The sequence below is a fragment of the Staphylococcus warneri genome (genome assembly GCF_900636385.1).
Lineage (GTDB): Bacteria > Bacillota > Bacilli > Staphylococcales > Staphylococcaceae > Staphylococcus > Staphylococcus warneri.
Window position 1 is genome coordinate 182,102 of record NZ_LR134269.1, and the last position, 26,737, is coordinate 208,838.

Annotated in this window: 24 protein-coding genes and 1 tRNA gene; 12 read left to right on the forward strand and 13 right to left on the reverse strand. The window is 33.8% G+C overall.

The window, feature by feature from the left end; translation table 11 throughout:
• Nucleotides 1-48 precede the first annotated feature (48 nt).
• On the reverse strand, nucleotides 49-1,614 hold the full coding sequence (locus EL082_RS00845) for a YfcC family protein (protein ID WP_047211254.1): 1,566 nt from the start codon (nucleotides 1,612-1,614) through the stop codon (nucleotides 49-51).
• 246 nt (nucleotides 1,615-1,860) lie between these two features.
• Entirely contained in the window at nucleotides 1,861-4,119 is a 2,259-nt protein-coding gene (locus tag EL082_RS00850) for an ATP-binding cassette domain-containing protein (RefSeq protein WP_103286334.1), read from the reverse strand.
• A gap of 382 nt (nucleotides 4,120-4,501) precedes the next feature.
• Between EL082_RS00850 and lip the strand changes: the two genes are divergently transcribed.
• Both lip and EL082_RS00860 read left to right on the forward strand, forming a co-directional pair.
• Nucleotides 4,502-6,703: a YSIRK-targeted triacylglycerol lipase gene (gene lip, locus EL082_RS00855; protein ID WP_103286333.1), complete on the forward strand. Its 2,202-nt coding sequence runs from the start codon at nucleotides 4,502-4,504 to the stop codon at nucleotides 6,701-6,703.
• A gap of 302 nt (nucleotides 6,704-7,005) precedes the next feature.
• Nucleotides 7,006-7,332, forward strand: a complete 327-nt coding sequence (locus tag EL082_RS00860; RefSeq protein WP_002466171.1) for a hypothetical protein — start codon at nucleotides 7,006-7,008, stop codon at nucleotides 7,330-7,332.
• 109 nt (nucleotides 7,333-7,441) lie between these two features.
• On the opposite strand, the gene EL082_RS00865 is transcribed toward EL082_RS00860, so the two are convergent.
• The 3 genes from EL082_RS00865 to EL082_RS11875 form a co-directional block, all read right to left on the reverse strand.
• Nucleotides 7,442-7,531: transfer RNA gene (locus EL082_RS00865), tRNA-Ile, on the reverse strand.
• Between the two features lie 120 nt (nucleotides 7,532-7,651).
• Nucleotides 7,652-7,783, reverse strand: a complete 132-nt coding sequence (locus tag EL082_RS12100; RefSeq protein WP_002466168.1) for a hypothetical protein — start codon at nucleotides 7,781-7,783, stop codon at nucleotides 7,652-7,654.
• A gap of 50 nt (nucleotides 7,784-7,833) precedes the next feature.
• Complete coding sequence (locus tag EL082_RS11875) at nucleotides 7,834-7,977, reverse strand: hypothetical protein (RefSeq protein ID WP_162837424.1); 144 nt, start codon at nucleotides 7,975-7,977, stop codon at nucleotides 7,834-7,836.
• 381 nt (nucleotides 7,978-8,358) lie between these two features.
• On the opposite strand from EL082_RS11875, the gene EL082_RS00870 reads away from it, so the two are divergent.
• Complete coding sequence (locus EL082_RS00870; protein ID WP_103286332.1) at nucleotides 8,359-9,528, forward strand: MFS transporter; 1,170 nt, start codon at nucleotides 8,359-8,361, stop codon at nucleotides 9,526-9,528.
• A gap of 51 nt (nucleotides 9,529-9,579) precedes the next feature.
• Here EL082_RS00870 and EL082_RS00875 read toward each other — a convergent pair whose 3' ends face one another.
• Nucleotides 9,580-11,115, reverse strand: a complete 1,536-nt coding sequence (locus EL082_RS00875; protein ID WP_103286331.1) for a bifunctional metallophosphatase/5'-nucleotidase — start codon at nucleotides 11,113-11,115, stop codon at nucleotides 9,580-9,582.
• 219 nt (nucleotides 11,116-11,334) lie between these two features.
• Here EL082_RS00875 and EL082_RS00880 point away from each other — a divergent pair, with 219 nt between their 5' ends.
• From EL082_RS00880 to EL082_RS00905, 6 genes are all read left to right on the forward strand, one after another.
• The gene (locus EL082_RS00880; RefSeq protein ID WP_103286330.1) at nucleotides 11,335-12,291 is read left to right on the forward strand and encodes a phosphate/phosphite/phosphonate ABC transporter substrate-binding protein; all 957 of its coding nucleotides are present in this window, start codon (nucleotides 11,335-11,337) and stop codon (nucleotides 12,289-12,291) included.
• Nucleotides 12,292-12,438: 147 nt separating this feature from the next.
• The gene (gene phnC / locus EL082_RS00885; protein ID WP_002466170.1) at nucleotides 12,439-13,212 is read left to right on the forward strand and encodes a phosphonate ABC transporter ATP-binding protein; all 774 of its coding nucleotides are present in this window, start codon (nucleotides 12,439-12,441) and stop codon (nucleotides 13,210-13,212) included.
• Nucleotide 13,213: 1 nt separating this feature from the next.
• Nucleotides 13,214-14,014: a phosphonate ABC transporter, permease protein PhnE gene (gene phnE, locus EL082_RS00890; RefSeq protein ID WP_103286329.1), complete on the forward strand. Its 801-nt coding sequence runs from the start codon at nucleotides 13,214-13,216 to the stop codon at nucleotides 14,012-14,014.
• On the forward strand, nucleotides 14,011-14,826 hold the full coding sequence (gene phnE / locus EL082_RS00895) for a phosphonate ABC transporter, permease protein PhnE (RefSeq protein WP_103286328.1): 816 nt from the start codon (nucleotides 14,011-14,013) through the stop codon (nucleotides 14,824-14,826). The genes phnE (EL082_RS00890) and phnE (EL082_RS00895) overlap by 4 nt, the downstream gene beginning before the upstream one ends.
• Nucleotides 14,827-15,064: 238 nt before the next feature.
• Nucleotides 15,065-15,832, forward strand: a complete 768-nt coding sequence (locus EL082_RS00900; protein WP_103286327.1) for a tyrosine-protein phosphatase — start codon at nucleotides 15,065-15,067, stop codon at nucleotides 15,830-15,832.
• 132 nt (nucleotides 15,833-15,964) lie between these two features.
• On the forward strand, nucleotides 15,965-16,306 hold the full coding sequence (locus tag EL082_RS00905; RefSeq protein ID WP_103286326.1) for a hypothetical protein: 342 nt from the start codon (nucleotides 15,965-15,967) through the stop codon (nucleotides 16,304-16,306).
• A gap of 55 nt (nucleotides 16,307-16,361) precedes the next feature.
• Here EL082_RS00905 and EL082_RS00910 read toward each other — a convergent pair whose 3' ends face one another.
• The 4 genes from EL082_RS00910 to EL082_RS00925 all read right to left on the reverse strand — a co-directional run bounded on the left by EL082_RS00910 (nucleotide 16,362) and on the right by EL082_RS00925 (nucleotide 20,549).
• Entirely contained in the window at nucleotides 16,362-16,688 is a 327-nt protein-coding gene (locus EL082_RS00910) for a cysteine protease inhibitor staphostatin B (protein WP_103286325.1), read from the reverse strand.
• A gap of 36 nt (nucleotides 16,689-16,724) precedes the next feature.
• Nucleotides 16,725-17,915 (reverse strand): C47 family peptidase, encoded by a 1,191-nt coding sequence (locus EL082_RS00915; protein WP_058714242.1) that lies wholly within the window; start codon nucleotides 17,913-17,915, stop codon nucleotides 16,725-16,727.
• Between the two features lie 88 nt (nucleotides 17,916-18,003).
• Nucleotides 18,004-18,936, reverse strand: a complete 933-nt coding sequence (locus tag EL082_RS00920) for a trypsin-like serine peptidase (protein WP_103286324.1) — start codon at nucleotides 18,934-18,936, stop codon at nucleotides 18,004-18,006.
• A 284-nt stretch (nucleotides 18,937-19,220) separates the two neighbouring features.
• Nucleotides 19,221-20,549 (reverse strand): hypothetical protein, encoded by a 1,329-nt coding sequence (locus EL082_RS00925; RefSeq protein ID WP_126474881.1) that lies wholly within the window; start codon nucleotides 20,547-20,549, stop codon nucleotides 19,221-19,223.
• Between the two features lie 282 nt (nucleotides 20,550-20,831).
• Here EL082_RS00925 and EL082_RS00930 point away from each other — a divergent pair, with 282 nt between their 5' ends.
• Complete coding sequence (locus EL082_RS00930; RefSeq protein WP_103286357.1) at nucleotides 20,832-21,308, forward strand: peptide-methionine (S)-S-oxide reductase; 477 nt, start codon at nucleotides 20,832-20,834, stop codon at nucleotides 21,306-21,308.
• 329 nt (nucleotides 21,309-21,637) lie between these two features.
• Here the strand turns inward: EL082_RS00930 and EL082_RS00935 are convergent, their stop codons facing one another.
• Both EL082_RS00935 and EL082_RS00940 read right to left on the reverse strand, forming a co-directional pair.
• Nucleotides 21,638-21,997 (reverse strand): hypothetical protein, encoded by a 360-nt coding sequence (locus EL082_RS00935; RefSeq protein ID WP_002452034.1) that lies wholly within the window; start codon nucleotides 21,995-21,997, stop codon nucleotides 21,638-21,640.
• Between the two features lie 14 nt (nucleotides 21,998-22,011).
• Entirely contained in the window at nucleotides 22,012-23,064 is a 1,053-nt protein-coding gene (locus EL082_RS00940) for an LLM class flavin-dependent oxidoreductase (RefSeq protein ID WP_031464095.1), read from the reverse strand.
• Between the two features lie 245 nt (nucleotides 23,065-23,309).
• Here EL082_RS00940 and EL082_RS00945 point away from each other — a divergent pair, with 245 nt between their 5' ends.
• Both EL082_RS00945 and EL082_RS00950 read left to right on the forward strand, forming a co-directional pair.
• The gene (locus EL082_RS00945; RefSeq protein ID WP_049414607.1) at nucleotides 23,310-24,485 is read left to right on the forward strand and encodes an MFS transporter; all 1,176 of its coding nucleotides are present in this window, start codon (nucleotides 23,310-23,312) and stop codon (nucleotides 24,483-24,485) included.
• A gap of 161 nt (nucleotides 24,486-24,646) precedes the next feature.
• Complete coding sequence (locus EL082_RS00950; RefSeq protein WP_103286244.1) at nucleotides 24,647-25,333, forward strand: flavin reductase family protein; 687 nt, start codon at nucleotides 24,647-24,649, stop codon at nucleotides 25,331-25,333.
• A 125-nt stretch (nucleotides 25,334-25,458) separates the two neighbouring features.
• Here the strand turns inward: EL082_RS00950 and EL082_RS00955 are convergent, their stop codons facing one another.
• Nucleotides 25,459-26,652 carry an MFS transporter gene (locus EL082_RS00955; protein WP_103286243.1) on the reverse strand — a complete coding sequence of 398 codons (1,194 nt, stop codon included), beginning with the start codon at nucleotides 26,650-26,652 and terminating at the stop codon, nucleotides 25,459-25,461.
• Between the last annotated feature and the right edge of the window lie 85 nt (nucleotides 26,653-26,737).

Genomic DNA, 26,737 nt, shown 5'->3' on the forward strand with positions numbered 1-26,737 from the left:
GGATAGTGCTAGCTATGCACTTATCCCGGTTATTTTTATATCAAACGATTAATGTAATAAAACTTGTGTGACTAACATGCCACCACCAAATACAAGTACAAAGACGACAACAGGCCAAACAAAACGGAACCAGTGAGAATAACGCATATTAAGCATTTGTAATGTTGCCATGACTAAACCTGTTGGTGCTAAGAATAGCATTGCATATTGTCCAAATTGATATGCAGATACAATAGTATATCTAGGAATACCAACTGTATCAGCTAGTGGTGCGAAAATAGGCATCGCTAACACAGCTAATCCAGATGATGATGGAATAATAAATCCTAGGAAGAAGAAGATAAATAATAAAGCGATTATAAATAATGGACCTTGAATATGTTCTACGAGTGAAGAAGAAAAATGTAAAATCGTATCTGAAATGCGACCATTATTTAATACTAAGTTAATGCCACGTGCTAATCCGATAATGAGTGATACCCCAACTAAACTGGAAGCACCTTTGACAAATTCATCAACGACACCTTGTTCACCTAAACCATTAGGACCAGTTGCAGTGAGTAGCATGATAATAATGGTAAAGATAAGGAATGCAGAAGCCATTGTTGGGAACCACCAACCTTGTGACATCACACCCCATACCATGACTGGGAAAGGTATCACAAAGAGTAGTAAAATTAATTTTTTACGCATTGTAAATGATTGTTGTGTGGTATCGTGCTGCATCACAGACCATTGTTGATCAAATTCGTCTTTGTCTTCGTAACTATAAGACGCGGTAGGGTCTTTTTTAATTTTTTTACTATACCAATAGAGGTAACCAATAACAAATAGTGCGCCGATAATACAACCAGCGATACGCCAATACAAACCTTCAGTAAATGTAGTGCCGGCTGCATTAGATGCGATAACTACTGAAAATGGATTGATCGTAGAGAATGTTGAGCCCATCGAACTTGCTAAAAAGATAGCCCCCACACAAACAATAGAGTCATAACCCATAGCTAAAAAGATAGGGACAAGTATAGGATAGAAAGCTACAGCTTCTTCCTCAATACCACATAAGGTACCACCAAGAACCATTAATATAGATACAAAGAAGATTAATAAAAATTCTCTGCCTTTGGTCTTTTTAGTTAGCGCCAGTAAGCCAGATTCAAAGGCACCACTAGCTTGAACGACACCAATTAAACCACCGAGTACTAAAATGAATACCATAATATCAGCAGCTTCAATCGTACCATTTACCATACTATTCGTAATATCAGACAAATGAGCAGGGTGTTGATCTAAGCGCTCATATGTATTGGGAATGGATACAGGTTTATTAATCGCACCTGAAGTAAATTGATCAATATCAATTTTGACACCCATCTTATCTAATTCATGTTGTGTAGCTTTGTGTGTTTCAACTTTACCTTGCGGACTTTCGACCTTTAATACATGATCATCATAAGATAATTTAGAGTAAGAACCTGCAGGAATCATCCAAGTTGCTAAAACAGCTAAAATCGTTAAGATGAATAAAATTGCAAATGCACCAGGCATTTTTAACTTAAACTTTCTTTTTGGTGAAGATGTATGACCATCGTTCATCGTGTGTTCCGTTTCCATTCAATCTCCTCCCTATACATACTTTATTAATGAATAATTATAAATAAATATACATATAATTTCAAACAAATTAAGCATAACATTAATTATGGAAAATAATGAGGAAAAATTAACATTTTCAAAGAAAAAATAATTGAGAATTAATGAAGTTCAATCCCTCTGACTAAGCTGTAATTAAATCATGTTGTCTAAAAATAACCAGTACGTTTTTGTCTTCACGTACTGGTTTCGTCTGCCATCAATATACTATTGTTCGATATATCTTCTTAGATGTTTGGCGGTTACAGATTGTTCAACATCAAGTAAGCCCTGTGGTTCGCCGCTATAAAGGAGTTGTCCGCCTTTATCACCTGCATAGGGACCGATATCAATAAACCAATCTGCTTGTGTCATCATTGTTAAGTTATGCTCGATTAGGATTACTGTGTTACCTTGATCAATTAAATGATTGAAACATTCGATGAGTATGGGAAGGTCGTCTTCATGAAGACCAGTCGTAGGTTCATCAAAAATAAATATTGCATCATGTACGGTTTCTGTTAAATATTTACTCAATTTAACACGTTGTATCTCCCCACCAGAAAGCGTATCTAGAGATTGTCCTAGTGTCATGTAATTTAAGCCAGTATTTGCTAAAGCTTGTAATGGTTGAACAATGTGCTTATCATTTTTGAATTTTTCGATGGCTTCTTGGACAGTTAATGATAAAATATCAGCAATTGAGTAGCCATCAACTTTGGCTTCAAGTACTTCGGGACGATACCTTGTACCACCGCACATTTCACATGTTTGAGAGAAATCAGGCATAAATGCCAACTCAGTTTTAATTATGCCCTTACCATGACACTCAGGGCATGCACCTTCAGAATTATAACTGAACATACTTTTCTTAAGCCCAGTTTGTTGACTGAAGAACGCGCGCACGTCATCAAAGATATTTAAATAAGTTAGTAAGTTTGAACGGTTTGATGCGTGGGCAGGTTTTTGATCTATGAAAATCGCATGGCTATTTTTTTCAAATGCTGATGTGATTAATGAACTTTTACCTGAACCTGCTACGCCTGTTACGACAGTCATTGCATGTTTAGGCAATTGAGTAGTGATATGTTGCAAATTATTTTTAGAAATATCATTAATCTCTAACATATCATTGTTTGATCTAATGCCATCTTTTAAAGTATGCGTACGATGAAGTGCTTGGCCGGTACTCGTTTGAGATTTGAGTAAATCTCTATAAGTGCCTTCAAATGTAATTTCGCCACCATCTTTACCAGCTAAAGGTCCAATATCTATAACATGATCGGCAGTCTTGATAACGTCAGGGTCATGTTCTACAACAAGTACTGTATTGCCTTTATCTTTTAAAGATTGTATTAAGTCATTAATCCGTTGAATATCCTCAGGATGAAGTCCCACACTCGGTTCATCGATAATATAGACAAGGTCACTGAGTGGACTATTCAAATGTCTGATGAGCTTAATTCGCTGTGATTCACCACCTGATAAAGATGTCGTTTCCCGTGATAAAGTTAGGTAGTTAAGACCAACATAGCTCAATGATTTAAGTTGTTGTTTGAGTGGTTCGATAATAACTTGTGCTTTGGTCGATTCAATCGTTTCTAAAAACGCTAAAGCATCATCGATTTGTAAATCGGTAAAATCAGCAACATTCATCCCATTGATTTTACAACTTAATACTTTGTCATTAAGTCGTTTACCTTGGCATGACGGACAAGCATGTTTAGTTACAACACGTTCAATATCTTTCGCAAAGCGTTTTTTCTCAAAGTTATCATTTAATAAAAAGGAACGTCTAAATCTATGAATTAATCCTTCAAACTTTGCGGTTCTAGGCCAATTTGCTGGTGGATTTTTAAGCTTTGTTGGTTCTGTGTATAAAAACGTGTCTAATTCTTCTTTAGTATAATTTTTTAATTTTTTATCATTATCAAATAAACCTGTATATAAATAACGTTTTCCTCTCCAACTGTCAGGACGAAATGATGGAAAGTTAATCGCATCTTCATTTAAGGACTTATCAAAATCAAGCAGTTCATTTAAATCGATATCTTCGACATAGCCTAATCCTGAACATGTTTCGCACATGCCTCGTGTATTATTAAATGAAAAGACATCGGAGTATCCGACAAATGGTTCGCCAATACGCGACCATAATAAACGTACAGAAGCATAAATATCTGAAATCGTGCCTACTGTAGAACGCGAATTACCACCTAAACGTTTCTGATTAATAATCATCGCTACAGGTAGATGTTGAATTTGATCGACTTCTGGTTTGGAATATTGACTTAATTGATGCTGGATATAACTCGAGTAAGTTTCATTGAGTAAACGTTCAGATTCGGCTGCTAGTGTATTAAATACTAGGGAAGACTTACCTGAACCGGAGCGCCCTGTAAAAACAGTTAATTGATGTTTAGGAATGGTTACATCTATATTTTTTAAATTATTTTGCTTGGCACCAATGATTTTGATTTCTGACATGTGTTTCACCTCTTAATACGGTATTACCCTAATATGTATTTTCAATTCGTTATGAATAGTCATTTAATAACGCTTATTCGCCATAAGATGAAGTGTGTATAATTACAAAAAATAAAAATTGTATAGAATTGGATTTGATTATTGACTTTTCAGACAAATTTTCGTAACATTTTAATCAATTACTAGTTAAAGTAAGTGTAAGTGATGATGTCGAAATTTTTTATTTTAATATTATTGTAAGCGCTTACTAAAAAAGAAAGGATGGTTCTTATGAAAGCTTGGTTTACAAAATTAATTGAGTTTTTACCACGTGCAATTGTCAATTTATTCATCTAGTCATTTAGGATTGATTTAAAAATAAAATAAAATAGAGGTGCCGAATATGAAAAATAGAGAAAATAAATATAGTATTCGTAAATTTAGTGTAGGAACATCTTCCATTTTAATTGCAGCATTATTATTTATTGGTGGAGGTTCTGCTCAAGCAGCTGAAAATCAAGATAAGGGAAATGTTGATTCAGAAGCACAACAAGCACAATCTATTGGGGAACAACAGGGAAATGATGTTAAAAATGAACAAACAAATCAATCTAGTGAATTAAAAGAACGTAACGATAGCGTTGAAGCACAAAATGACAATCAACAAGATGCAACACCAACAAGCTTACATAAAGAAACATCTGAGAAAGATACTACACAAACGTCACAAGACAATACTGAAGAGAAACAAACAAAAGATGCAACAGTAGAAACTGAGCAATCAGCTGATCAAGTGCAACAAGATGTTAAAACAACTAAAGAAAAAACAACAGAAGATCAAGCAACAAAGTCTGTTGAAAAATCTGATGCTACAACGCCAAATCAAAAGGACAAAGCTGATGGCAAAGCAACAAAAGAAGAAACGCCAACACCTAGTCCAAAGGCGCAAGATAAAGCATCATCAACTCAAACAGATCAACATGATGTAGATCCAGAATTTAGTCATAAGCAAGCGCAAAAGAAAGCGGATGTAGATTCAGAGTTCAATAAAAATCATAAAGCGCAACAGGTCGATCCAGATTTCTCTCGACGTCATGCTACAGAAAAAGCGACTCATGCTACTGTGAATAAAGAAAAAGCAGATGCCACAATTAATCAAAAAGACCAACAAAAAGTGACAGCACAATCAGTTGATCAAAAAGCTACAGCTCCGAATCAAACTGAGTCATCTCAAAAATCAAAACAAAAGCAACCTGTCTCTCTTGAACAATTAGAAAAAGATTCACCATTATTATCAAAAGATAATCCAAGTAAAAAAGATAAAGAACAAAAAGACGGTTTACAAGCGCTAAAATCGAATTCAGTTGCCACATTAAATAATCAGTCTAAAAATAAAGTAGCCGTAGCAGATAAAGATCAAACAAATAAGAAAGCTAAACAACAACAGTATAAAAATCATGATCCTATCATTCTCGTTCATGGATTTAATGGATTCACTGATGATATTAACCCAGCTGTTTTATCACATTATTGGGGTGGCGATAAAATGAATATTCGCCAAGATTTAGAAGAAAACGGCTACAAATCATATGAAGCAAGTATCAGTGCCTTCGGTAGTAACTATGACAGAGCGGTAGAACTATACTACTATATCAAGGGTGGTCGTGTAGATTACGGTGCAGCACATGCTGCGAAATATGGTCATGAGCGATATGGTAAAACATATGAAGGTGTATATAAAGATTGGAAACCAGGTCAAAAAGTGCACTTAGTTGGTCATAGTATGGGTGGACAAACGATTCGCCAACTTGAAGAACTTTTAAGAAATGGTAACCAAGAGGAAATTGAATATCAGAAGAAACATGGTGGCACAATTTCACCATTATTCAAAGGTAATAATGATAATATGGTTTCTTCAATTACAACACTTGGTACACCACATAATGGTACTCACGCTTCAGATGTATTAGGTAATGAAGCGGTTGTAAGACAGGTTGTTTATGATATTGGTAAAGCATTTGGTAATAAAGATTCAAGAGTCGACTTTGGTTTATCTCAATGGGGCTTAAAACAAAAACTAAATGAATCATATATCGATTATGCTAAACGTGTGAAAAACTCTAAGTTATGGAAATCACAAGACAATGGTTTCTATGATTTAACTCGAGATGGTGCAACAGACTTAAACCGTAAAACATCATTAAATCCAAATATTGTATATAAAACATATACTGGTGAAGCAACACATCCATCACTATTTGGTAGACAAAAAGCAGATTTAAACATGTTCTTACCATTTATTTTAACTGGAAATGTGATCTGTAAAGCTAACGAAAAAGAATGGAGAGAAAATGATGGACTTGTATCTGTGATTTCTTCACAACATCCATTTAATCAAAAATATACACAAGCAACAGATCAAAACCAAAAAGGTATTTGGCAAGTAACACCTACAAAACATGATTGGGATCATGTTGACTTTGTTGGACAAGATAGTTCTGATACAGTAAGAACTAGAGAAGAATTACAACAATTCTGGCATAGTCTAGCAGATGATTTAGTACAAAGTGAAAAGTTAACATCAGAGCAAAAAGCACAAGCATAATTAAGATACTATATCTTTAATAAAGAAAGGAGCATGCACTATGACTGCGGATTTCTTCCAATTAATCGGATCATTCTTCAAAGTATTAAAAGAATTATTTAAGTAATATATAAGTAAAGTACCTCACATGCTTTATGAGCATGTGAGGTGCTTTTTTAATGTAAAAAAACAATTGAATTTAAATATCTAAATTTATAAAAGTAAAAAATATGTAAATAAATATAAAAATAAATGATTTAATTATAAAAAGTTGTTATGATATAGATGTGTCAATGATTCACTTTTGGAAGGAGATTTTAAAAATGAAAAAAATGACAATGTTAGCAGGTTCAGTATTAGCAGGCACACTCGCAGTTGCAGGTGTATCTGGTGTGGCGGACGCAAGCTCAGTACATAAAACTGCCAAACACCAACATCAAACAACTCAAGGTGACCGTCCTTATGGTGGAATTGCACCTAAGGGTATGTCAGAGAAACAATATGCAGAATTAGAAAAGAGATTACCAAAAGCAAGTGAAGTATCAACTAAAGAATATAATCAATTAGTGGATAAAGAAACACAACGCATCGCTGATAAATATGACGTGACTATTCATGCACCGCAAAAAACATTCCATCCACATCAATAATTCATAAATAATAAGGCGTCTCGCACAATGCGGGACGCCTTTATTGGTGAACAAAAAGAACCTAAGACATAAAGAAATGCCTCAGGTTACAATAATAAATATTCAGTAGCGGAGGGAGAAGGATTTGAACCAACGCGAGCACGAAGCTCCTACCAATCATAAATGATTGGCCTCTTAAGCCAGACTTGAGTATCCCTCCAAATCAATTAACAAAGAACAGTATATAACTATCTATAGTAAATGTAAAGATAAATGGATTAAAAAATTAAAAATTTGTAAAGACGTGCAATATTCTAAAAGAATCAATTTAATTTTATAGTTAAATGAATCCTTTAACTATACGAATCAAGCCATAAATGATTTCAGGTATACTTTGAAATAAAATTTCATTGGTTGTCTCTTTTAGAATGTCCATTTTACTTCTTTTACGATTTTTATTTTTTGTTGCCAAAATCTATCCCTCCGATTAAGCACCATAATAACAAAAGTTAAATGCACACATTAAAACAATGAACGAATTAGACGCATAAGACCACCTACCATTTCAGGTAAAAAGTTAAATACGTCTGCCCAAAATGAGTTTTTAGTTTGTTTTTCATCTTCAGCAATTACTTTTTCGTCTTTCTGGTCTTGTTGGGATGTCATTGTAGCTACCTCCATATTCATGATCGTATTGCTCTTCCATTTCATTATAACGTTCATTTAGTATCTATCATAATATAATAGGGTTATGTGGGTTAGCCCAATCAATATCAAGTTTGTCACATGATTGTCAAAAATAAATCATATGCATGATGATGTATAGAAATTCAATAAATAGAGATATGATAGTAAAACGATAATGCTCTAGAATGCCTAATCCAAAATTGTCTTAATTTTAATATAATGAAAATGAAATGAAAGCTTATGAAAACTCGTATTGAAGATTTCGAAAAATTTCTATATACCTCTTCACGTTGTTCAAAATCTTTTGTAGTATATCACTCATGTTGATTTTTTGAACGAAACGAAAAGGGGGAAGCAGTGATGAGAGAAAATAAAATGATGTTTTTTATTTTTATGTTAGGTACGTTTACTGTTGGTATGGCTGAGTATGTTGTCACAGGATTACTAACACAAATATCTGATGACATGCATGTATCTATTTCAAGTGCGGGACTGCTTGTGAGTGTCTATGCGATTAGTGTGGCAGTGATTGGTCCATTCATGCGTATATTTACGATGAAAGTCCATGCGCATCGCTTGTTATCTGTGCTTGTAGCTATATTTATCGTGAGTAACTTAGTAGGAATGTTAGCGCCTAATTTTAATGTGCTCTTATTATCAAGATTAATGTCTGCAGCCATGCATGCGCCGTTCTTTGGCGTTTGTATGAGTGTAGCAGCGGCTGTTGCACCACCAGCTAAGAAACCGCAAGCAATTGCCTTAGTTCAAGCGGGTCTAACGATAGCAGTCATGATTGGTGTGCCGTTCGGATCATTTTTAGGTGGCTTGGCTAATTGGAGAGTTGTATTTGGTATCATGATTATCTTAGCAGTGATAACGATGTTAGGTATGATGAAGTTTACACCACACGTTTCATTAAGCGCAGAAGCCAATATTTCTAAAGAATTAACCGTATTTAAGAACCCACACATTTTAATTGTGATTTCTATCATCGTATTTGGTTATTCAGGTGTGTTTACAACTTATACGTTTATGGAACCAATGATTCATGACTATGCACCTTTTAAAATAATTGGATTAACCGTATGTTTATTCTTATTTGGGCTAGGTGGTGTAATTGGTAATTTAGTGACAGGTAGTGTACCAGAACATGCTTTAACTAAATATTTATTCTATACGTTCTTCTTATTATTTATTACTATTATCTTATTCGTTATTTTTGTTTATTATGCAGTATTAGCATTACTCATTTGTTTCTTGTTTGGATTTGGAACATTTGGTACAACACCGCTGTTAAATAGTAAAATTATATTAAGTGCACATGAAGCACCATTACTAGCAAGTACGCTAGCTGCTTCTATATTTAATGTAGCTAACTTTATTGGTGCTATACTGGGTTCAATATTATTATCAATTGGATTACCATATATGACGATTACATTCATATCTGGTGGTATTATTATTTTAGGTATCATACTCAATACAGTAAATAATGTTTACGAGAAAAAGCACATACAATTTCATAATTAATTAATAACCCTGTTCGACACGTGATCGAGCAGGGTTTCTCATATTTAATCATTACTTTTTAACTTTAAAATTGACGACCTGAGGAATATGAGAATTTGAATGTGCTTGAAGGTAATCGATAATTAATTGTGCGCCGTCAATTTGGATATCTTTAACAACTGGTGCGTTGGCGTACATATCATATTGACCGCCACCCACCGAACGATAGTTATTCACACAAATTGTATACATTTGATCAAAGTCTAATGGTTCACCATTGAATTGAATATGTGACACACGTTGTCCTCTAGGCTGACTAGCTTGAATCGTATAACTTACACCGGCGAATATATCATAGTTAAAATGTTGAGGTTTCGGTTCCATAAAATCTTTACTGATGGTGATTTCTTCTTGAATAACATCAAAATATTCAGCAGAGCGTTCTATTGCAGCTTTAATATCTGCACCGCTAACACGTAATACTTTAAATGTATTTGGGAAAGGATAATTGTTAATGACATCACGCATTGTAACGTGTTTTGTAAAACCAGTTGCTGAATCAAATAAGGCTGTACATGCCATATCGGCACCACTCTTAGCTAATAAGACATAATTTAAAAAATTGATAAATGGATGTGGTGCTATACGAGCTTCAAATGCATCATCCACAATCATTTCATTAGGTAGTTCAGCAATCTGAGTATCGAGCCAGTCTTCTAATTGACTTCTTAAATAGCGATCATCTTCATTAACAACAAAATCATCATCATCGCTAACCGGTAATAAACTACATGACGCAATGCGTTCATGAGTGTCATCGTTCAAATTCAGAACAACTTTGCCTATAGATCGACCTCGTGTACCAGGTTGGATGACTGCCGTTTGGTTGAATAACGTTGCGATATCTCTATGTTGATGACCTGTAATGAATATATCAATATCATCACAGAAGTGTTCTAAAATTGCATAACCTTCATTTTCACCTGTTTGTGCTTCGGTAGCGTCTCCAGTTTCTAAATCTTTTTCAAAGCCACCGTGATAGCTCACAACAACAAAGTCTGATTGGCGGCGTACTTCGGGTAGCCAACGTTGTAATGTTGTTACGGCACTTTCAAAGGTGAGTGATTGGATGTGTTCTGGTTGTTCCCAATGAGGGATATACTGCGTCGTTAATCCAATCACGCCAATTGTTTTACCATTAACATCGAAATAGTGAATGCCCTGATGCGTGAGTAATTCACCATTCTCAAAGATATTAGCACATAACACCGGATAGTTTAGACGTTTCAATGTATCTTTCAAATAAGGTAACCCGTAATTGAATTCATGATTACCTAGTGTACCAAAGTGAAAGGACATACGATTATAGAAATTGACTAGAGGCTGACTATTCTTGATATGAGAGACGAGATAATTACAAAATGGTGAGCCTTGTAAAAAATCACCATTATCTATTTTAATATGATAAGCGTAATGTTGTTGGTCTTTTTCAATCAAATGATTAGCCAACAATAAGCCCATAGGTAGGTATTGGTCTCTTTTGGAGAAATCTGTTGGAAATATGTAACCATGTATATCGCTCACTACGTAAAACGCAAGTTGTTCCATAAAATATCACTCCTCTTTACTCATCATGAATTATAGAACAATATTGTTACATTGTGTATTATTAAATAAAATTTACAAAACCTTCAACTGTATTTAAAAATAAGTTATTAAAATTCATTTTAATATAATACAAAATAACTTTAATATGTGGTAATCTATAAGTGTAATTTTATTATATACATATTACACCAAATACGTATTAGAAGGGACAGTTATTAGATGAAAAAGTTGAAGTGTTTATTGATTCTTGTTTTATCAGTCATTATGTTTACGGCAGCATGTGGAAATTCAAGCTCTTTAGATAATCAAAAGAGTTCTGACAAAGGTTCAGATTCTAAATCTGGAGATTATAAACCAAAAGAACTAACGGTACAATTTGTACCATCACAAAATGCAGATAAATTAGAAGCGAAAGCGAAGCCACTTGAAAAACTTCTGTCTAAAGAATTGGATATGCCAGTTAAAGTATCCGTTTCTACCAACTACAATACAATTGTCGAAGCCATGAAATCTAAAAAAGTAGATGTCGGCTTCTTACCTCCTACAGCTTACACATTAGCACATGATCAAAAAGCAGCAGATTTATTATTACAAGCACAACGTTATGGTGTGAACAAAGATGGTTCACCTAATAAGCAACTTGTGGATGACTACAAATCAGAAATTTTAGTGAAGAAAGACTCAGATATTAAAAGCTTAAAAGATTTAAAAGGTAAGAAAATTGCCTTACAAGATGTAACTTCAACAGCAGGTTACACATTCCCATTAGCTACATTAAAAGAAGAAGCGGGTATTAATGCAACTAAAGATATGAAAATCGTCAACGTTAAAGGGCATGACCAAGCAATCATTTCATTATTAAATGGTGATGTAGATGCAGCAGCCGTATTTAACGATGCACGTAATATTGTTAAGAAAGATCAACCAGATGTATTCAAAGATACTAAAATTTTACAACTTACGGATGCGATTCCTAATGATACGATTTCTGTAAGACCCGATATGGATAAAAAATTCCAAGATAAATTGAAAAAAGCATTTAAAGATATTTCAAAAACCAAAGAGGGACATAAAATAATTAAAGAAGTATACTCACATGAAGGTTATACTGATACAGATGATTCTAAATTTGATGTTGTCAGAGAAAATGAAAAAGCAGTTAAAGATATGAAGTAATGCAAAAAACAACTACTTAAATAAAGTTCAAATGACTTAAACAAAGTACATGACTTTGAAATGCTAAGTGTTGAATTGGATGAAATATTGGGAGATTTTGATATTCAATTCGCCTTAGTATTTCTTTGTAAAAGAAAGGTGCCAAACATGAGTCAAATAGAATTTAAAGATGTCAGTAAGGTTTATCCTAACGGACATGTAGGATTAAAAAATATTAATTTAGAAATAGAAAAGGGAGAATTTGCGGTTATAGTTGGCTTATCTGGGGCAGGTAAATCAACATTACTAAGATCAGTCAATCGTCTCCATGATATTACATCTGGTGAGATTTTCATTCAAGGCCAATCGATAACGAAAGCACGAGGCAAAGAATTACTCGAAATGCGCCGTAACATTGGTATGATTTTCCAACATTTTAATTTAGTTAAACGTTCTAGTGTTTTGAGAAATGTATTAAGTGGGAGAGTGGGATATCATCCGACTTGGAAAATGGTACTTGGGTTATTTCCTAAAGAAGATAAAATTAAAGCAATGCATGCACTAGAACGCGTAAATATTTTAGATAAGTATGATCAACGTTCGGATGAACTTTCAGGCGGACAACAACAGCGTATTTCAATTGCACGTGCATTATGCCAAGAGTCTGAAATCATATTGGCAGATGAACCTGTAGCATCGTTAGACCCATTAACAACGAAACAGGTTATGGATGATTTAAAGAACATCAATCAAGAATTAGGCATTACGATTTTAATTAACTTACACTTTGTCGATTTAGCAAGAGAATATGGTACTCGTATTATTGGATTACGCGATGGTGAAGTAGTCTATGATGGACCTGCTTCTGAAGCGACTGATGATGTGTTTAGTGACATTTATGGACGCTCAATTAGCGAAGACGAAAAGCTGGGAGTGAATTAATATGACCGCACCAGTACAACAAAAATATGATACATATTTAAAGCGGAAAATGTCGCTCAAGACAAGTTTTACATTTGTATTACTCATCGCGTTAATTGTTTGGAGTTTTATTTATACAGGCTTTAATGTTGGGGACTTAATGGTTGGCTTACCTCAAATAGGTGATTTGTTTGCCCAAATGATTCCGCCTGATATGAGCTACTTAAGTCAAATTACACAACCCATGTTAGACACAATTAGAATGGCGATTGTCAGTACTGTATTAGGAAGCATCGTGTCTATTCTAGTCGCATTATTATGCGCCAGTAATATAGTACAGAAGAAATGGATTAATATACCTGCACGATTTGTATTGAATATTGTCCGTACGATTCCAGATTTACTACTTGCGGCGATATTTGTTGCTGTGTTTGGTATTGGTCAAATTCCAGGTATTTTAGCGTTATTTATTTTAACGATTTGTATCATAGGTAAGCTATTATACGAATCGTTAGAAACGATAGATCCAGGACCTATGGAAGCGATGACGGCGGTAGGTGCAAATAAGGTGACATGGATAGTTTATGGTGTGGTGCCACAAGCGATATCATCATTTGCCTCATATGTACTTTATGCATTCGAAGTAAATATACGTGCTTCAGCCGTGCTAGGTTTAGTAGGAGCGGGTGGCATTGGATTGTTTTACGATCAAACATTAGGTCTATTTCAATATCCGAAAACCGCTAGCATTATTTTATTCACGTTGGTTATCGTAGTCATCATTGATTACGTTAGTACGAAAGTGAGGGAACAACTCGCATGACGACTAAAGAAACGCAATATCCATTACACACTAAAAATCATCGAAAAAAGTTGATTAAACAATGGCTCATTGCAATTGTAGTAGTGAGTATAATTATTTGGGCTTTTTCAGGTGTGCCAAGTTTAGAACTCAAAAGTAAATCTATTGAAATTTTAAAAGCTATTTTTAATGGTTTGTTTCACCCAGATTTAAAATATATTTATATTCCTGAAGGTGAAGATTTATTAAAAGGGCTATTAGAAACATTTGCTATAGCAGTAATTGGTACTTTTATAGCAGCTATTATTTGTATTCCACTTGCATTTTTAGGTGCTCAAAATATGGTGAAATTACGACCTGTTTCAGGCATAAGCAAATTTATATTAAGTGTTATTCGAGTATTTCCAGAAATCGTGATGGCATTAATTTTTATTAAAGCGGTAGGTCCTGGTTCATTTTCAGGTGTTTTGGCACTCGGTATTCATTCAGTTGGCATGTTAGGGAAATTATTGGCAGAAGATATCGAGAGTTTGGATTTTAGCGCCGTAGAATCATTAAAAGCCAGTGGTGCTAATAAAATGAAAACATTAGTGTTTGCAGTTATTCCACAGATTTTACCATCATTTTTATCATTAATCCTTTATCGATTTGAATTGAATTTACGTTCTGCTTCGATTCTTGGATTAATAGGTGCTGGTGGTATTGGGACACCACTTATCTTTGCAATTCAAACTCGTTCTTGGGACCGTGTAGGTATAATATTAATTGGACTTGTAGTCATGGTAGCAATCGTTGATTTGATTTCTGGCGCAATACGTAAACGCATCGTTTAATTAAGCGGATAGGCTAGAGTTTCTCATTATGGGAAACTCTTTTTTTATTAGGAAGCATTTTTTAATAGAAAATCTCATTTTAAGGATGAAAATATAGTTAGCAATCGAATATATATTCACAAGTCATCGTGGTATAATAATATTAAATAAATATTTTATATAATATGTTTGGCATTGTACGAGTATCCTAAATGTTTAAACACTATTATATATGATTCAATGATGGAGATGACAAATCATGATCGATATTCATAACCATATATTGGTTAATATGGATGATGGACCAAAAACGAAACAAGCCATGATTCAGTTGCTTACTCAAGCTAAAAAAGAAGGTATCACAGGCATTATAGCTACACCACACCATCTAAATCCTAAATTTAAGAATAGCTTTCAAGATGTTTCTTTGACATTAGCAGAAATGAGAAAAGTACCAGAAATTAAAGACTTAGGTATCGAATTATTTCCAGGTCAAGAAGTAAGGCTAACAGAAGCAATGATTAAGGAAATTGAATATGGCAGCATACAAGGATTAAATAAAGCACGTTATTTATTGATTGAACTACCATTTGGTGATGTACCAGACAATGCTAATCGACTGTGTAATGAATTACAAACTCTAGGATATATACCAATCATAGCGCATCCAGAACGTAATAAAGCAATTGCCAAAAATCCGTATCTATTGTATGAGTTGATTAGTAACGGAGCAATGAGTCAATTGACAGCAAGTTCTTTGTTAGGTGATTTCGGAAGAAGTGCTCAAAAATTATCATTACGTTTTATTGAATGCCATTTAGCACACTTTATAGCATCCGATGCACATTCTGTAGAGCATAGACCTTTTGTATTAAAACAATTATTTGATGAACGTAAGTTAATGCCTTATAGAAATAAAATAGAAGAAATGATTGAAAATGCTAAAGCTATCGTGAACAATGAAGCTGTTTATTCGGATAAACCATGTGAGCCGGAGATGATGAGACGATTTCTAAGATGGTTTTAAAAATGAATTTGAATGAATAATGAAAATAATTTAGACAATAGTTGTAAAAGTAATGTGTAAGGTCAAGTGAAGAGAGGTATGGATGAATAACCTGGGAAATGAATTAACCTTTAAAATGAAGAGGTGATAAAGTTGGAAGATAATCAAAAAGTAGTTAATGACAGAACAAATAATGTGTTGGGGGCATTAAGTTATTTAAGTATATTCTTTTCACCTGTACTTTTTCCAATTATTGTTTGGATCGTTGCGGAGCCACCTGCATCTACGTATTCTAAAAAAGCGTTATTAAACCATGTCATGTCTTGGGTTTGTATGGTTTTAGCCATTATTTGTTTTGCAATGGCACCTGCAGTATACAATCAAAGTACAGTGTTAATGGTAATTTTGTTTATTTTGGGTATCGCATTTATCTTAGGATCTGGAGCACTTTTTATTATTAATATCGTTAGAGGGATTCAATTATTAATTGATTAATTACTCATAAGGGAAGCGTCGTTCAATGACTTTGAACGACGCTTTAAATGTAGTATTAGAATTTTTCGTATCTTATGGGTCTTGACGTGCCATACGAATTTTTAACTGATGTTTGTATGAATATATGGTTTGTATCTTCGTAGTCTAAAATATACACGAGTTGAGGATCTTCTTCAGAAGTCAGTTTAATACGTTGATGTTCGGTATCAATTTGAAGAATTTGATATTGATTGTGATTCGTATCAACGCCAGTTTGAATGCTAATAGATTTTTGGGCTGATGGGTTAATCCAATTGCCTAAAAATAAGTGAATGGTGTCTTGCTTTGACTTTGTGAGTGTAAGTGCGTCGTCATTAATATGAATAAAGTGGAGTTGATACATAGTGTCGCCTGCCTTCAATCAATATCTATATTATGTTTAATAACCTATCATTGTGTCGTCCCATGTATAGTCTCTGTTGAATGATAAATGAAGTAAATTAGAGTCTGCATCTTGAATAGATAAATCAGTATCCCATGGATTCCAGAAAATCAGTTTGTCTTCATTATTAATTTTAGCATTACCGACAACTGCCATAGCGTGACCAAGATGAGGATCATTAGGATTATTCTCAACACTATGAGCTAATATCATAGCGCCTTTATTATCTTTAGTTAATTGATCAATTTGATTATAAGAAGGCATGCCACTTTGATGTTGAATGTCTCTACCTTGTGAATTACCGTATTTAATCATTTGATGTGGGTTAGTTGAGAATTGTGGTAATTCTTCTTCGCTAACATTTGGGTATAGTGTTCTCATAATATCGTGTGCATTATATTTATCTGTATTCTTAGTGGCATTCAGTAGGGCTGCCATACTAAAACCAGCACACCATGAATTATCAAATTGTTGTTCTCTTATTTTGAAGTTTTTTAACGTGTTTTCATATTGAACTTGATTGTCTTGGTTGGCTTCAGCTGCTTGATTTTCATTTATTTTTGTTGGCTCAGATGTGGCTTTAAGTTGTTGTTTAAGATGAGATGACATATGTTGGCTATTTTCTTTATTTTTGATGTTTGTAGGAAGCGGTGTGGCTTTAACTAATCTAACTTGTCCATTTTCTTCGAAGTAGAAGCCTTTTTCATCAGTTAAAATCGTTATATTTGTGTGTTTGTCTTTAATTTCTTCTAAATCTTTAGCGATGAAATTTGAGATTTTAACACTATAGTTTGCATTTTCTTTAGATTGTTTTAAATCAGCTTCATTTTTAGGGCTAATCGTTAATGTATAAATAATTTTGCCATCTTTTAATACTGGATAATAATAACTATTATCTTCTTCACCATTAAATTTATAGATTTTAAATGCTTCGCCTAATTGATAGTCACCAGTTTGGCTATTTTTTTGTTTATCTAGTGCTTGAGCATAGCCTTTATATTGTTGTTGTGCTAGATTCTGAACTTTTTGAGGGACTTTATCATTTTTAACATTAATTTCTAGTTGATTGGACTTCTGTGCAGCATAAGATTTGTTAAGGTCAGTAAAAGCAATGGTTGATAATAAGAGTATGGCGAATAAGAGAATACTTATTAATTTAAACGATATATGTTTATATGAATGATGCATTTAACAACCTCCGATAATGTTTGATGATTGATTTATAAGTATACGTTGTCTGTTTATTCTGAATTTTTATATTAATATGTTTGGCAAGTTACGCTGCGTCTGGATTATCGTTGTTATTATTGTTATTATCGTCTGTGCCATTATTGTTATCATTGTCGTCATTATTGTCGCTATTTGAGAAATGAATATCTTCAATATTTTGTTTTAAGAAGTTTTGAACATTGTTGTTGATAAAGACAGCGCCATTATAGCTATTAGCTGCGCCACCCCAATGAATACCAATGACTTCGTTACGGCTATTGAATACAGGTGAACCTGAATTACCACCAGTTGTACTTAAGTCATAGTGCATGTCTTCACCTTGAATTTGAGTAATTTTACCTCTACTTTCCCACATAGTAGCAAGTGGTTTATCTCCTGGATAACCAGTTACAGTAATAGGTTGATTTTGACTTGTGTCCGCATTGTCACTTAAAGTGGCTGGTGTAACAACTTCACCAATATTTTGATTTTGGTTATTAGGTGAGAATTTAACGATGGCTAAGTCTGCATTACCTGGATATTTAGTGATTTGTTCTCCAGTAAAACCGCCATTTGGATAATTATTTTGATTAACTGCAGAAGGGAAGGCTTTTAAAGCGCGTGGATTTCCGTGAGTTGCATCTACAACATGCTTGTTAGTTAAAAGTTTGTCTTTACCTACAACAACGCCTGATGCGATAAATGTACCTTCGTTTGATTGAACTTGAACGAAAGTAATAGGAGCATAGTGACCTAACGTTGTATCATTAATTTGATGTCGATCATTGTTAGGTAGTATGACATTTGCGCGTTCTTTCTTTTCAACAGGTTTGACGTTATTACCTTTATCAATCTTCGGTGTCTTTTGTTGTTGAGATTGTGTGGTTTGTTGGTGATTATCGGTTGATGATGTCGTTTCTGCATGTACCGGATTAATTAATGTCGCTGATGTCAAAGTAGCAATTAACAAAGAACTTGCTGTAAAAAACTTAACTTTCATTTTAAAACCTCCTAAAAATTATATTTCCAACACAAATATAACACCAAAAATTTTTAAGTTAATACAAATATATAAAATAATTAAAAAAGTTTTGTAGAAAATAGTGTTTTATGAAATGTTTTCTATAATATTGAATTAAATATCATTTTATATTATTTAATTGTACAAAAAATGGATTTTAACTATATAAAAAGCACCGACTAAAACTATAAAAATAGTAATTAGCTGGTGCTTCTTAGTATTATATCAATTGTAATGAAATTAATAGTGTTTTAATGATAAGCCTATTTTTTAGCAGATGATTTTCTTAATAAAATAAAAGCTACGCCTAAAACGAGTGTGATTACAAAGCCAATGTATGGCGCGCGTGTTCTGTCTTGACCTGTTGCAGGTAATGAATTTGATTGGTGATGAGTTGTTATAGCTGATTGCGGTGTTGTAGTATCATGTGATTGTTGCATTGAACGACTTATCATTGCTTGGTTGTTAGCATGAATAGGTTGTCCAACTGCATCATGGTTAAAGCCAACATCCGCATTTTTATTAGCAACAATCGCATTGCCATTTTGGTCATGATTGAAGTTGTTATCGATATTAATGTCTGAGGCAAAAGGATTGCCGTCTTGGTCATGATTGAAGTTGTTATCTATATTAATGTCTGAGGCAATAGGATTGCCGTCTTGGTCATGATTGAAGTTGTTATCGATGTTATTGTCAGAAGCAATAGGGTTGCCGTCTTGGTCGTGATTAAAGTCGCTATCTACGCTATTAGCTGTCATTAGAGGATTACCGTCTTCATCATGGTTGAAGCCAGCATCCACATTATCATCAGAAACGATAGCATCACCATTTTGGTTATGATTAAAGTTGTTATCGATGTTATTGCCAGAAGCAATAGGGTTGCCGTCTTGGTCGTGATTAAAGTCGCTATCTACGCTATTAGCTGTCATTAGAGGATTACCGTCTTCATCATGGTTGAAGCCAGCATCCACATTATCATCAGAAACGATAGCATCACCATTTTGGTCGTGATTGAAGTCGCTATCTACGCTATTAGCTGTCATTAGAGGATTACCGTCTTCGTCATGGTTGAAACTAGCATCCACATTATCATCAGAAACGATCGCATCGCCATTCTGATTATGATTAAAATTGTTATCAATGTTGTTGTCTACGGCAATAGGGTTACCATTTTGGTCGTGATTGAAGTCGCTATCTACGCTATTAGCTGTCATTAGAGGATTACCGTCTTCGTCATGGTTGAAGCCAGCATCCACATTATCATCAGAAACGATCGTATCGCCATTTTGGTCATGATTAAAGTTGTTATCGATATTGTTATCAGAAGCAATAGGGTTGCCGTCTTGGTCGTGATTAAAACTGCTATCGATGTTATTTTCCGCAGTAATAGGGTTACCATTTTCGTCGTGATTATAAGTTGAATCTGTTTGATTAACTTGAGTGATGGCATTACCATTCGACTGATGGTTAAAACCTTGGTCTACTTGATTATTTTCTATAGTTGAAGCTGAAGCCTCGTGATGTGATGTAAGAAATAAAGCAGAAGTAGTGATAGTTGCGCCGATTAAGTATTTGATAGAATGATGAGTCAAAAAAATCTCCCCTTGAATATATTTATTTATACAGTAAAGAAATTTTATCTAAGTTATTGTAGTTAACTCATAAAGTTAAATGTTTAGTTATCAAAACTTCGTTATGTACAATCTAAATATAGCATCAAATCATTTGAAAGCCCTATGAATCAGGTGTCAATGAAATAACAGTTTTGTCACTCTAATCATCAATCATGAATCAATACTTAATATTATCCAGTATAGTAAGTACTTTTGATAAGGCTTTATTTTATGTAGAATACGAATAAAGAGGTGAAGACGATGGAAACAGTATATGTTGCTGGAGGTTGCTTATGGGGTGTTCAAGCTTTTTTTAAAACTATACCAGGTATCGTATCAACTGAAGCAGGAAGGGCTAATGGAATAACATCGAATTTGAATGGTGAATACGATGGTTATGCTGAATGTGTAAAGTTAACATTTGATCCGGATAGTTTAACTATTCGTAACATTATGTCATATCTTTTTGAGGTAATTGATCCGTATAGTTTGAATCAGCAAGGTCAAGATATAGGTGAGAAATATAGAACAGGATTATATAGTGAAAATACGAAACATTTGAATGAAGCGCAAACCTTTATTAATGAGCGAGAGGATAGGGCTCATATTGTAGTGGAAGTCTTACCTCTGTCTAACTATGTGAAAAGCGCGCCCGAACATCAAGATAGATTGGAACATTATCCTGAAGATTATCATATGTGTCATATACCTATGCATATGTTAAATAAATATAAATAAAAAACAGGCTGGGACATAAATATATATATTTCAAGTTACATTCATATATAGTCAACCTTGCCGGGGGGATGGGCCCCAAACATAGAGCATTTCGAAAAGAAAATCTACAGACAATGCAAGTTGGGGATGGACAACGATAAAGAAATACTTTTTCTTTAAAAATTAGTATTTCTTATGCATGAGTTTCACTCATGTATTTCTATTTTAAAGTACACATAGCTGTGGCTAATGCGTAAGAACCACTACATAATAAATGATTAGTGGTTCTTTATTATTTCTGTCCTACTCCCAAATAAAAAAGAGGTCACTTAATGTGACCTCCGTGTTAATTATTTGCGTTTACCGTCAAAAGTATCGAATAAGCTTAATGTTGCTAAGCCTAATAAGTCTAATGCATGTTGAGCACCTTTTTTACCATGTCCAGCTTCGAAGTGTTTGTAAGCTGCTACACTTAGTACTGAAATTGTAGCTAATGAGCCTAAACGTGAAGCAGTTTTACTTAAGAAGCTTACTGCGAATAAGCCTGCAGCAGCTGCTTCAATCGTACCAGCTAATTTAACTGATTTTTCAGGCATACCGAAGACATTTGTGAATGTATCTGACATACCTTGGTCACCTTGTAATTTTGGTTTTGATGCATCGTAAAGTTCTTTAGCAAGTTTTAAATTTGTAGCATAACGTAAAATCATAAAAATATTTCCTCCTATTTATCTTCAAAATATTTATCTACTATAGGTTTAACCTTTTCCCCGAAAAGACGAATGGAATGCATTGTTTTTTCATGAGGCATTGATCCAACTGGTGTATGAATCATAAAACGATTAAGACCTAGAGTTTCTACAGTTTCAATAATTTTTTGTGCGACCGTTTCAGGGCTACCTAAGTATATCGCACCTTCACTTCCAATTTCTCTTTCAAAGGCTTGTTCATCGAAAGGTGGCCAACCACGTTCTCTACCAAGTACATCTTGATGGGCTTTTAATGAAGGGAAGAATTCGCGTTTAGCTTGCTCATCAGTGTCAGCAATATATCCCCAAGAATGTACAGATATTGGTAATTGAGATGGATCATGTCCATATGATTCAGCAACAGATTTGTAAATTTCTATATTACGTGCGAACCGTTTAGGATTACCACCAATAATAGCATAAGTGATTGGTAAACCAAATGCACCTGCTCGTAATGATGATTCAGGTGTACCACCTGTAGCGATAGAAATCGGTAATTCGCCATGTTCTATTCTAGGATAAACACCTGTGTTTTCAACGCTAGGACGTAATTTACCTTCCCAATTGATGATTTCATGCTTATTAATTTTTAATAGCATTTGAAGTTTTTCATTAAATAAATCTTCATAGTCATTTAAGTTGTAACCAAATAATGGGAAAGATTCAATAAATGATCCTCTACCTATCATTACTTCAGCTCGACCATTAGATACAGCATCTAATGTAGAGAAGCGCTCATATACTCTGACTGGGTCATCAGATGATAAAACAGTAACAGCTGATGATAGTTTGATATGTGAAGTACGTGCAGCTGCAGCAGCTAACACAGTTACTGGATCTGACACAGCGTAATCTTTACGATGATGTTCGCCTAAGCCATAGATATCTAAGCCTAGTTGATCAGCCAATTCTATTTCTTCTACGATATTTCTAATTCGTTGTGCATTTGAGATAGGAAGTTCTGATCCTTCCGGCATATGAATCGCACTATTATCGGCAAATGAAGTTAATCCTAATTCAATTTTCATTATTGCCACCTACAATATATTTTTTATACTGGGTATATTATATATCGTTGGTTTTTGAAAGTCAATACTATTTATTCGTCTTATTATTGAGGTTATTTTCGGGGATAAAAAAGCATATTTGTGATAGCAATTTAATTTGCGGTAAATTTAAAACTTTTTGAAAATTAAATAGGTTCTTTAGTTTTGTTGATGAAAGTGTAATAATAGTTAACGTTATTATTAATAGGAAGGGAGCATCGGTATCATTGGAGGAACAACGTCATTATAATCTTATCACTACGATTCTATTTTTCTCAGGAATTATCGTTATGGGTAGTTTATATACTGCACTTCCACTTACAGCAGCATTTGCACATTCCTTTCATATACCCCAATCGGTAGCCACATTAAATGGTGTCATTTTTTCAATTATGTATTCAATAAGTTGTTTGTTTTATGGAACGATTTCCGACAAATATGGAAGAATTAAAACCATTTTAATAGGTTTGAGTGGATTGACCATCATTTGTTTTATTATCGGATTTGTACAATCATTTTCACTATTACTCATTATGCGTGCAATACAAGGTATATTCGCTGCAACCTTTTCTCCAGTAGCAATCACGTATACGACAGAAACATACCCTGCTAAAAAAAGGGTGACTGCAATTAGTTTTATTAGTACTAGTTTCATGTTATCGGGGGTATTAGGGCAGAACTTAAGTGAACTCATTGTTCATCATCTTAACTGGCATTGGGTATATTTCACTTTAACTGTATTATATTTGTGCTTAATATTTGTTATTTACCGCTATGTACCAGAAAGCCCACGTCGAAATGCGGATGTACAATTACTTAAATTCTTTAATAACTTTAAAGATTTCCGTGATAATCTAAAAGTTTTATACTGTTTATTCATCTCATTTACATTATTAATTATGTTTATCAGTATGTATGCCATTTTAAATTTATACATTTTATCAGATAAAGTAAATGGAGATATGTCTACAGCATCATTAGTAAAATTATTTGGTGTGATAGGGATGTTGGTATCGTTGTTAGGAGGCCGTTTAAGTGGCAGAATAGGTATTAAGCGTGTGATCTCACTTGCCTTACTTACAAGTACGTTATCACTTATATTGATGGGAATCACGACAAATATTATTTGTATCACATTATTTAGTGTTACATTTGTTGCTGGTATTGCATTTGCGATTCCATCAGTCATTTCGAAGGTAGGTATGACTGTTAAACATAATCAAGGATTCTTTTTATCAGTCAATACTGTCATATTATTCATGGGAACAGCAATTGCACCCATTTTAATGATTTATATCGCTAAGTTACCACAATATTTCTTAATGTTTGTTTCAATCGCATGTATTGGTTTTGTTTCATTTATTGTATCGTTATTAATGCCTAAAGATGAAAGTGTATATTAAATAAAAAGCATAACGAATGATTTAGTTAATAGATACGATATATATTTAAACGATTTATTTATAGTGTATAGCTATAAGTAAATCGTTTTTTAGTATTAGAATTATGCAAATAGCTATTATATGATTGAAGAAATACAAATATTTAATAGGGGTGAGAAACGATGAATTATTCACCAAAGCAAGGCACTAAATCTCATGGATTGCCACATGATCCATTTAAAAGTAGTACAGTACCAAGACCTATCGGTTGGATATCTACAGTTTCGAAAGATGGTAAAGATAATCTAGCACCTTATAGCCAATACCAAAATTTAACTTGGGACCCACCTATGGTTATGTTTGCGGCGAATCAGTCAGTATTAGGTGATCACGAACGTAAAGATACTGTGAAAAATGCTGAAGAGACGGGTTGGTTTGTATGGAATATGGCGACATATGATTTAAGAGAAGCGGTTAATTTATCATCTAAAGCATTAGCACCCGACGAAGATGAATTTGACTACGCTGGGGTTACTAAAGAATCATGTATTGAAGCACCCGGATACAGAGTGAAAGAGTCTCCAGTGCATTTCGAATGTGAATATGTTCAAACAATTCGCATACCAACTGGTGATCCTGTATCTACAGTGGATATTGTGATTGGGCGTGTTGCCCAAGTGCATATCGATGATAAAGTCATCACTGAAGATGGAAAATTAGATATTCCATCTATTCGTCCAATTGCACGTTTAGGATATTATGATTATACAGTTGTTGATCAAGTATTCGAAATGAAAGCACCTTATGCTTCTAAAGAAGAATTAGCAGGATTAGAAGGTAGAAATTTCGATAATAAAAATGATGACTAAGGTTTAAAACACTTTAGTCATCAACCATTTAATGTAGAATAATAGCCAGTTAATGTGGTATTAGAACCCCATTGACTGGCTATTTTAATTTGGACATTCAATATCGGATTTTGAAATCCTTATATCTATAGTAAATCTTTATTTACTTTTTGTAGTTCTGTATAGTCGCCATCAATGTTTACTTTTGGAGGTTGTACCTCAACTTTTGGAAATAGTAATAAAGCGACTAAACCAATTAAACCATATATAATAAAGGTCATTGTATAACCTAAATCTTCAATAAATGGTCCTGCTACCATAGATCCTAGCACTTGCCCAACAGCTAACATTAAAAATGGTATTCCGATTCCTAATGAGGCGTTCTTCACAAATATCTTCACACCCCAAACGAGTAGTACACCTGTAATAAAAATATAACTCACACCAAAGATTAATGATGAAAGGAAAGGCACTATCCACACGATAGGTGTTAAGGCTAAGAGAATAGAAGCAACTGACATTAAGATAACACCAAAAAAGTAGGCAAATTGAATACCATATTGATCAATGATATGGCCAGAAATCCCACCAAAAATGCCAGCTACACCGATTAGAATCCAAAAAATTGATAAGGCGATTGGAGAATAATGGTCTGTTTGTTGAACATATGATTTTGAGAAAGTCCAAAATGGTGCAGTTGAAAAACCTAATATAGTGGAAGCCATAATGATTCTTTTACTTGCACTAATATCTAAAATATTTAAAGAACCTGGATAGATTTTTAAACTATGTTTTAAAGATGGAATAACGAAAAAATTCCAAACAGTAATGAGTATGGCGATCACACCATAGATTAAATATGTTGTTCGCCAATCAATAAATACTAACATCGCAGTGATACCAGTGAATACTAAGCCTAAACTCGTACCAGAATTAATCCAAGTATTGGCCTTACCTTGTTCTTCCCATTTAATCCATAAAGAAATGGCGTAACCATAAGGTGGAGAGATTAATCCAGAACTTGCGCCAGCGAGTAAAACACCTAATGACAGTGTTAAGGCATTAGGTGAAATGCTTATCATAAATAAACCTAATATGACTAACATACTAGCTAACATAATCATGTATTTTGGCCCCGTTTTGGCAGTTCTCAATGTTGCATAGACGATAGTAAAACAATATGACAAATAGAATAAAGATGAAATGAGTCCTGCACTAGAAGCACTAAGTTTTAAATCATTAGATATATCAGGAAGAAATAGCCCAAAGCTAAATCGACCTAATCCATAAATGGTGGCAATCATGGCAATGCCAGGAAAAACTAATTTATAGAAATTCATATAGTAACAACTCCTTTTTATATAGAACGTTCATTCTATTTTAGTTTAAAAATGAGAGAGATTGATTTAATTATCAATCTCATCG

Coding starts and splice junctions, on each gene's coding strand:
- EL082_RS00910 (WP_103286325.1), bottom strand. CDS start 16,688: ATGTATCAACTCCACTTTATTCATATTAATGACGACGCACTTACACTC.
- EL082_RS00930 (WP_103286357.1), top strand. CDS start 20,832: ATGGAAACAGTATATGTTGCTGGAGGTTGCTTATGGGGTGTTCAAGCT.
- EL082_RS00845 (WP_047211254.1), bottom strand. CDS start 1,614: ATGGAAACGGAACACACGATGAACGATGGTCATACATCTTCACCAAAA.
- EL082_RS00920 (WP_103286324.1), bottom strand. CDS start 18,936: ATGAAAGTTAAGTTTTTTACAGCAAGTTCTTTGTTAATTGCTACTTTG.
- EL082_RS00875 (WP_103286331.1), bottom strand. CDS start 11,115: ATGGAACAACTTGCGTTTTACGTAGTGAGCGATATACATGGTTACATA.
- EL082_RS00935 (WP_002452034.1), bottom strand. CDS start 21,997: ATGATTTTACGTTATGCTACAAATTTAAAACTTGCTAAAGAACTTTAC.
- EL082_RS00880 (WP_103286330.1), top strand. CDS start 11,335: ATGAAAAAGTTGAAGTGTTTATTGATTCTTGTTTTATCAGTCATTATG.
- phnE (WP_103286328.1), top strand. CDS start 14,011: ATGACGACTAAAGAAACGCAATATCCATTACACACTAAAAATCATCGA.
- lip (WP_103286333.1), top strand. CDS start 4,502: ATGAAAAATAGAGAAAATAAATATAGTATTCGTAAATTTAGTGTAGGA.
- EL082_RS00915 (WP_058714242.1), bottom strand. CDS start 17,915: ATGCATCATTCATATAAACATATATCGTTTAAATTAATAAGTATTCTC.
- EL082_RS00900 (WP_103286327.1), top strand. CDS start 15,065: ATGATCGATATTCATAACCATATATTGGTTAATATGGATGATGGACCA.
- EL082_RS00850 (WP_103286334.1), bottom strand. CDS start 4,119: ATGTCAGAAATCAAAATCATTGGTGCCAAGCAAAATAATTTAAAAAAT.
- EL082_RS00955 (WP_103286243.1), bottom strand. CDS start 26,652: ATGAATTTCTATAAATTAGTTTTTCCTGGCATTGCCATGATTGCCACC.
- EL082_RS00940 (WP_031464095.1), bottom strand. CDS start 23,064: ATGAAAATTGAATTAGGATTAACTTCATTTGCCGATAATAGTGCGATT.
- phnC (WP_002466170.1), top strand. CDS start 12,439: ATGAGTCAAATAGAATTTAAAGATGTCAGTAAGGTTTATCCTAACGGA.
- EL082_RS00870 (WP_103286332.1), top strand. CDS start 8,359: ATGAGAGAAAATAAAATGATGTTTTTTATTTTTATGTTAGGTACGTTT.
- EL082_RS11875 (WP_162837424.1), bottom strand. CDS start 7,977: ATGACATCCCAACAAGACCAGAAAGACGAAAAAGTAATTGCTGAAGAT.
- EL082_RS00860 (WP_002466171.1), top strand. CDS start 7,006: ATGAAAAAAATGACAATGTTAGCAGGTTCAGTATTAGCAGGCACACTC.
- EL082_RS00950 (WP_103286244.1), top strand. CDS start 24,647: ATGAATTATTCACCAAAGCAAGGCACTAAATCTCATGGATTGCCACAT.
- phnE (WP_103286329.1), top strand. CDS start 13,214: ATGACCGCACCAGTACAACAAAAATATGATACATATTTAAAGCGGAAA.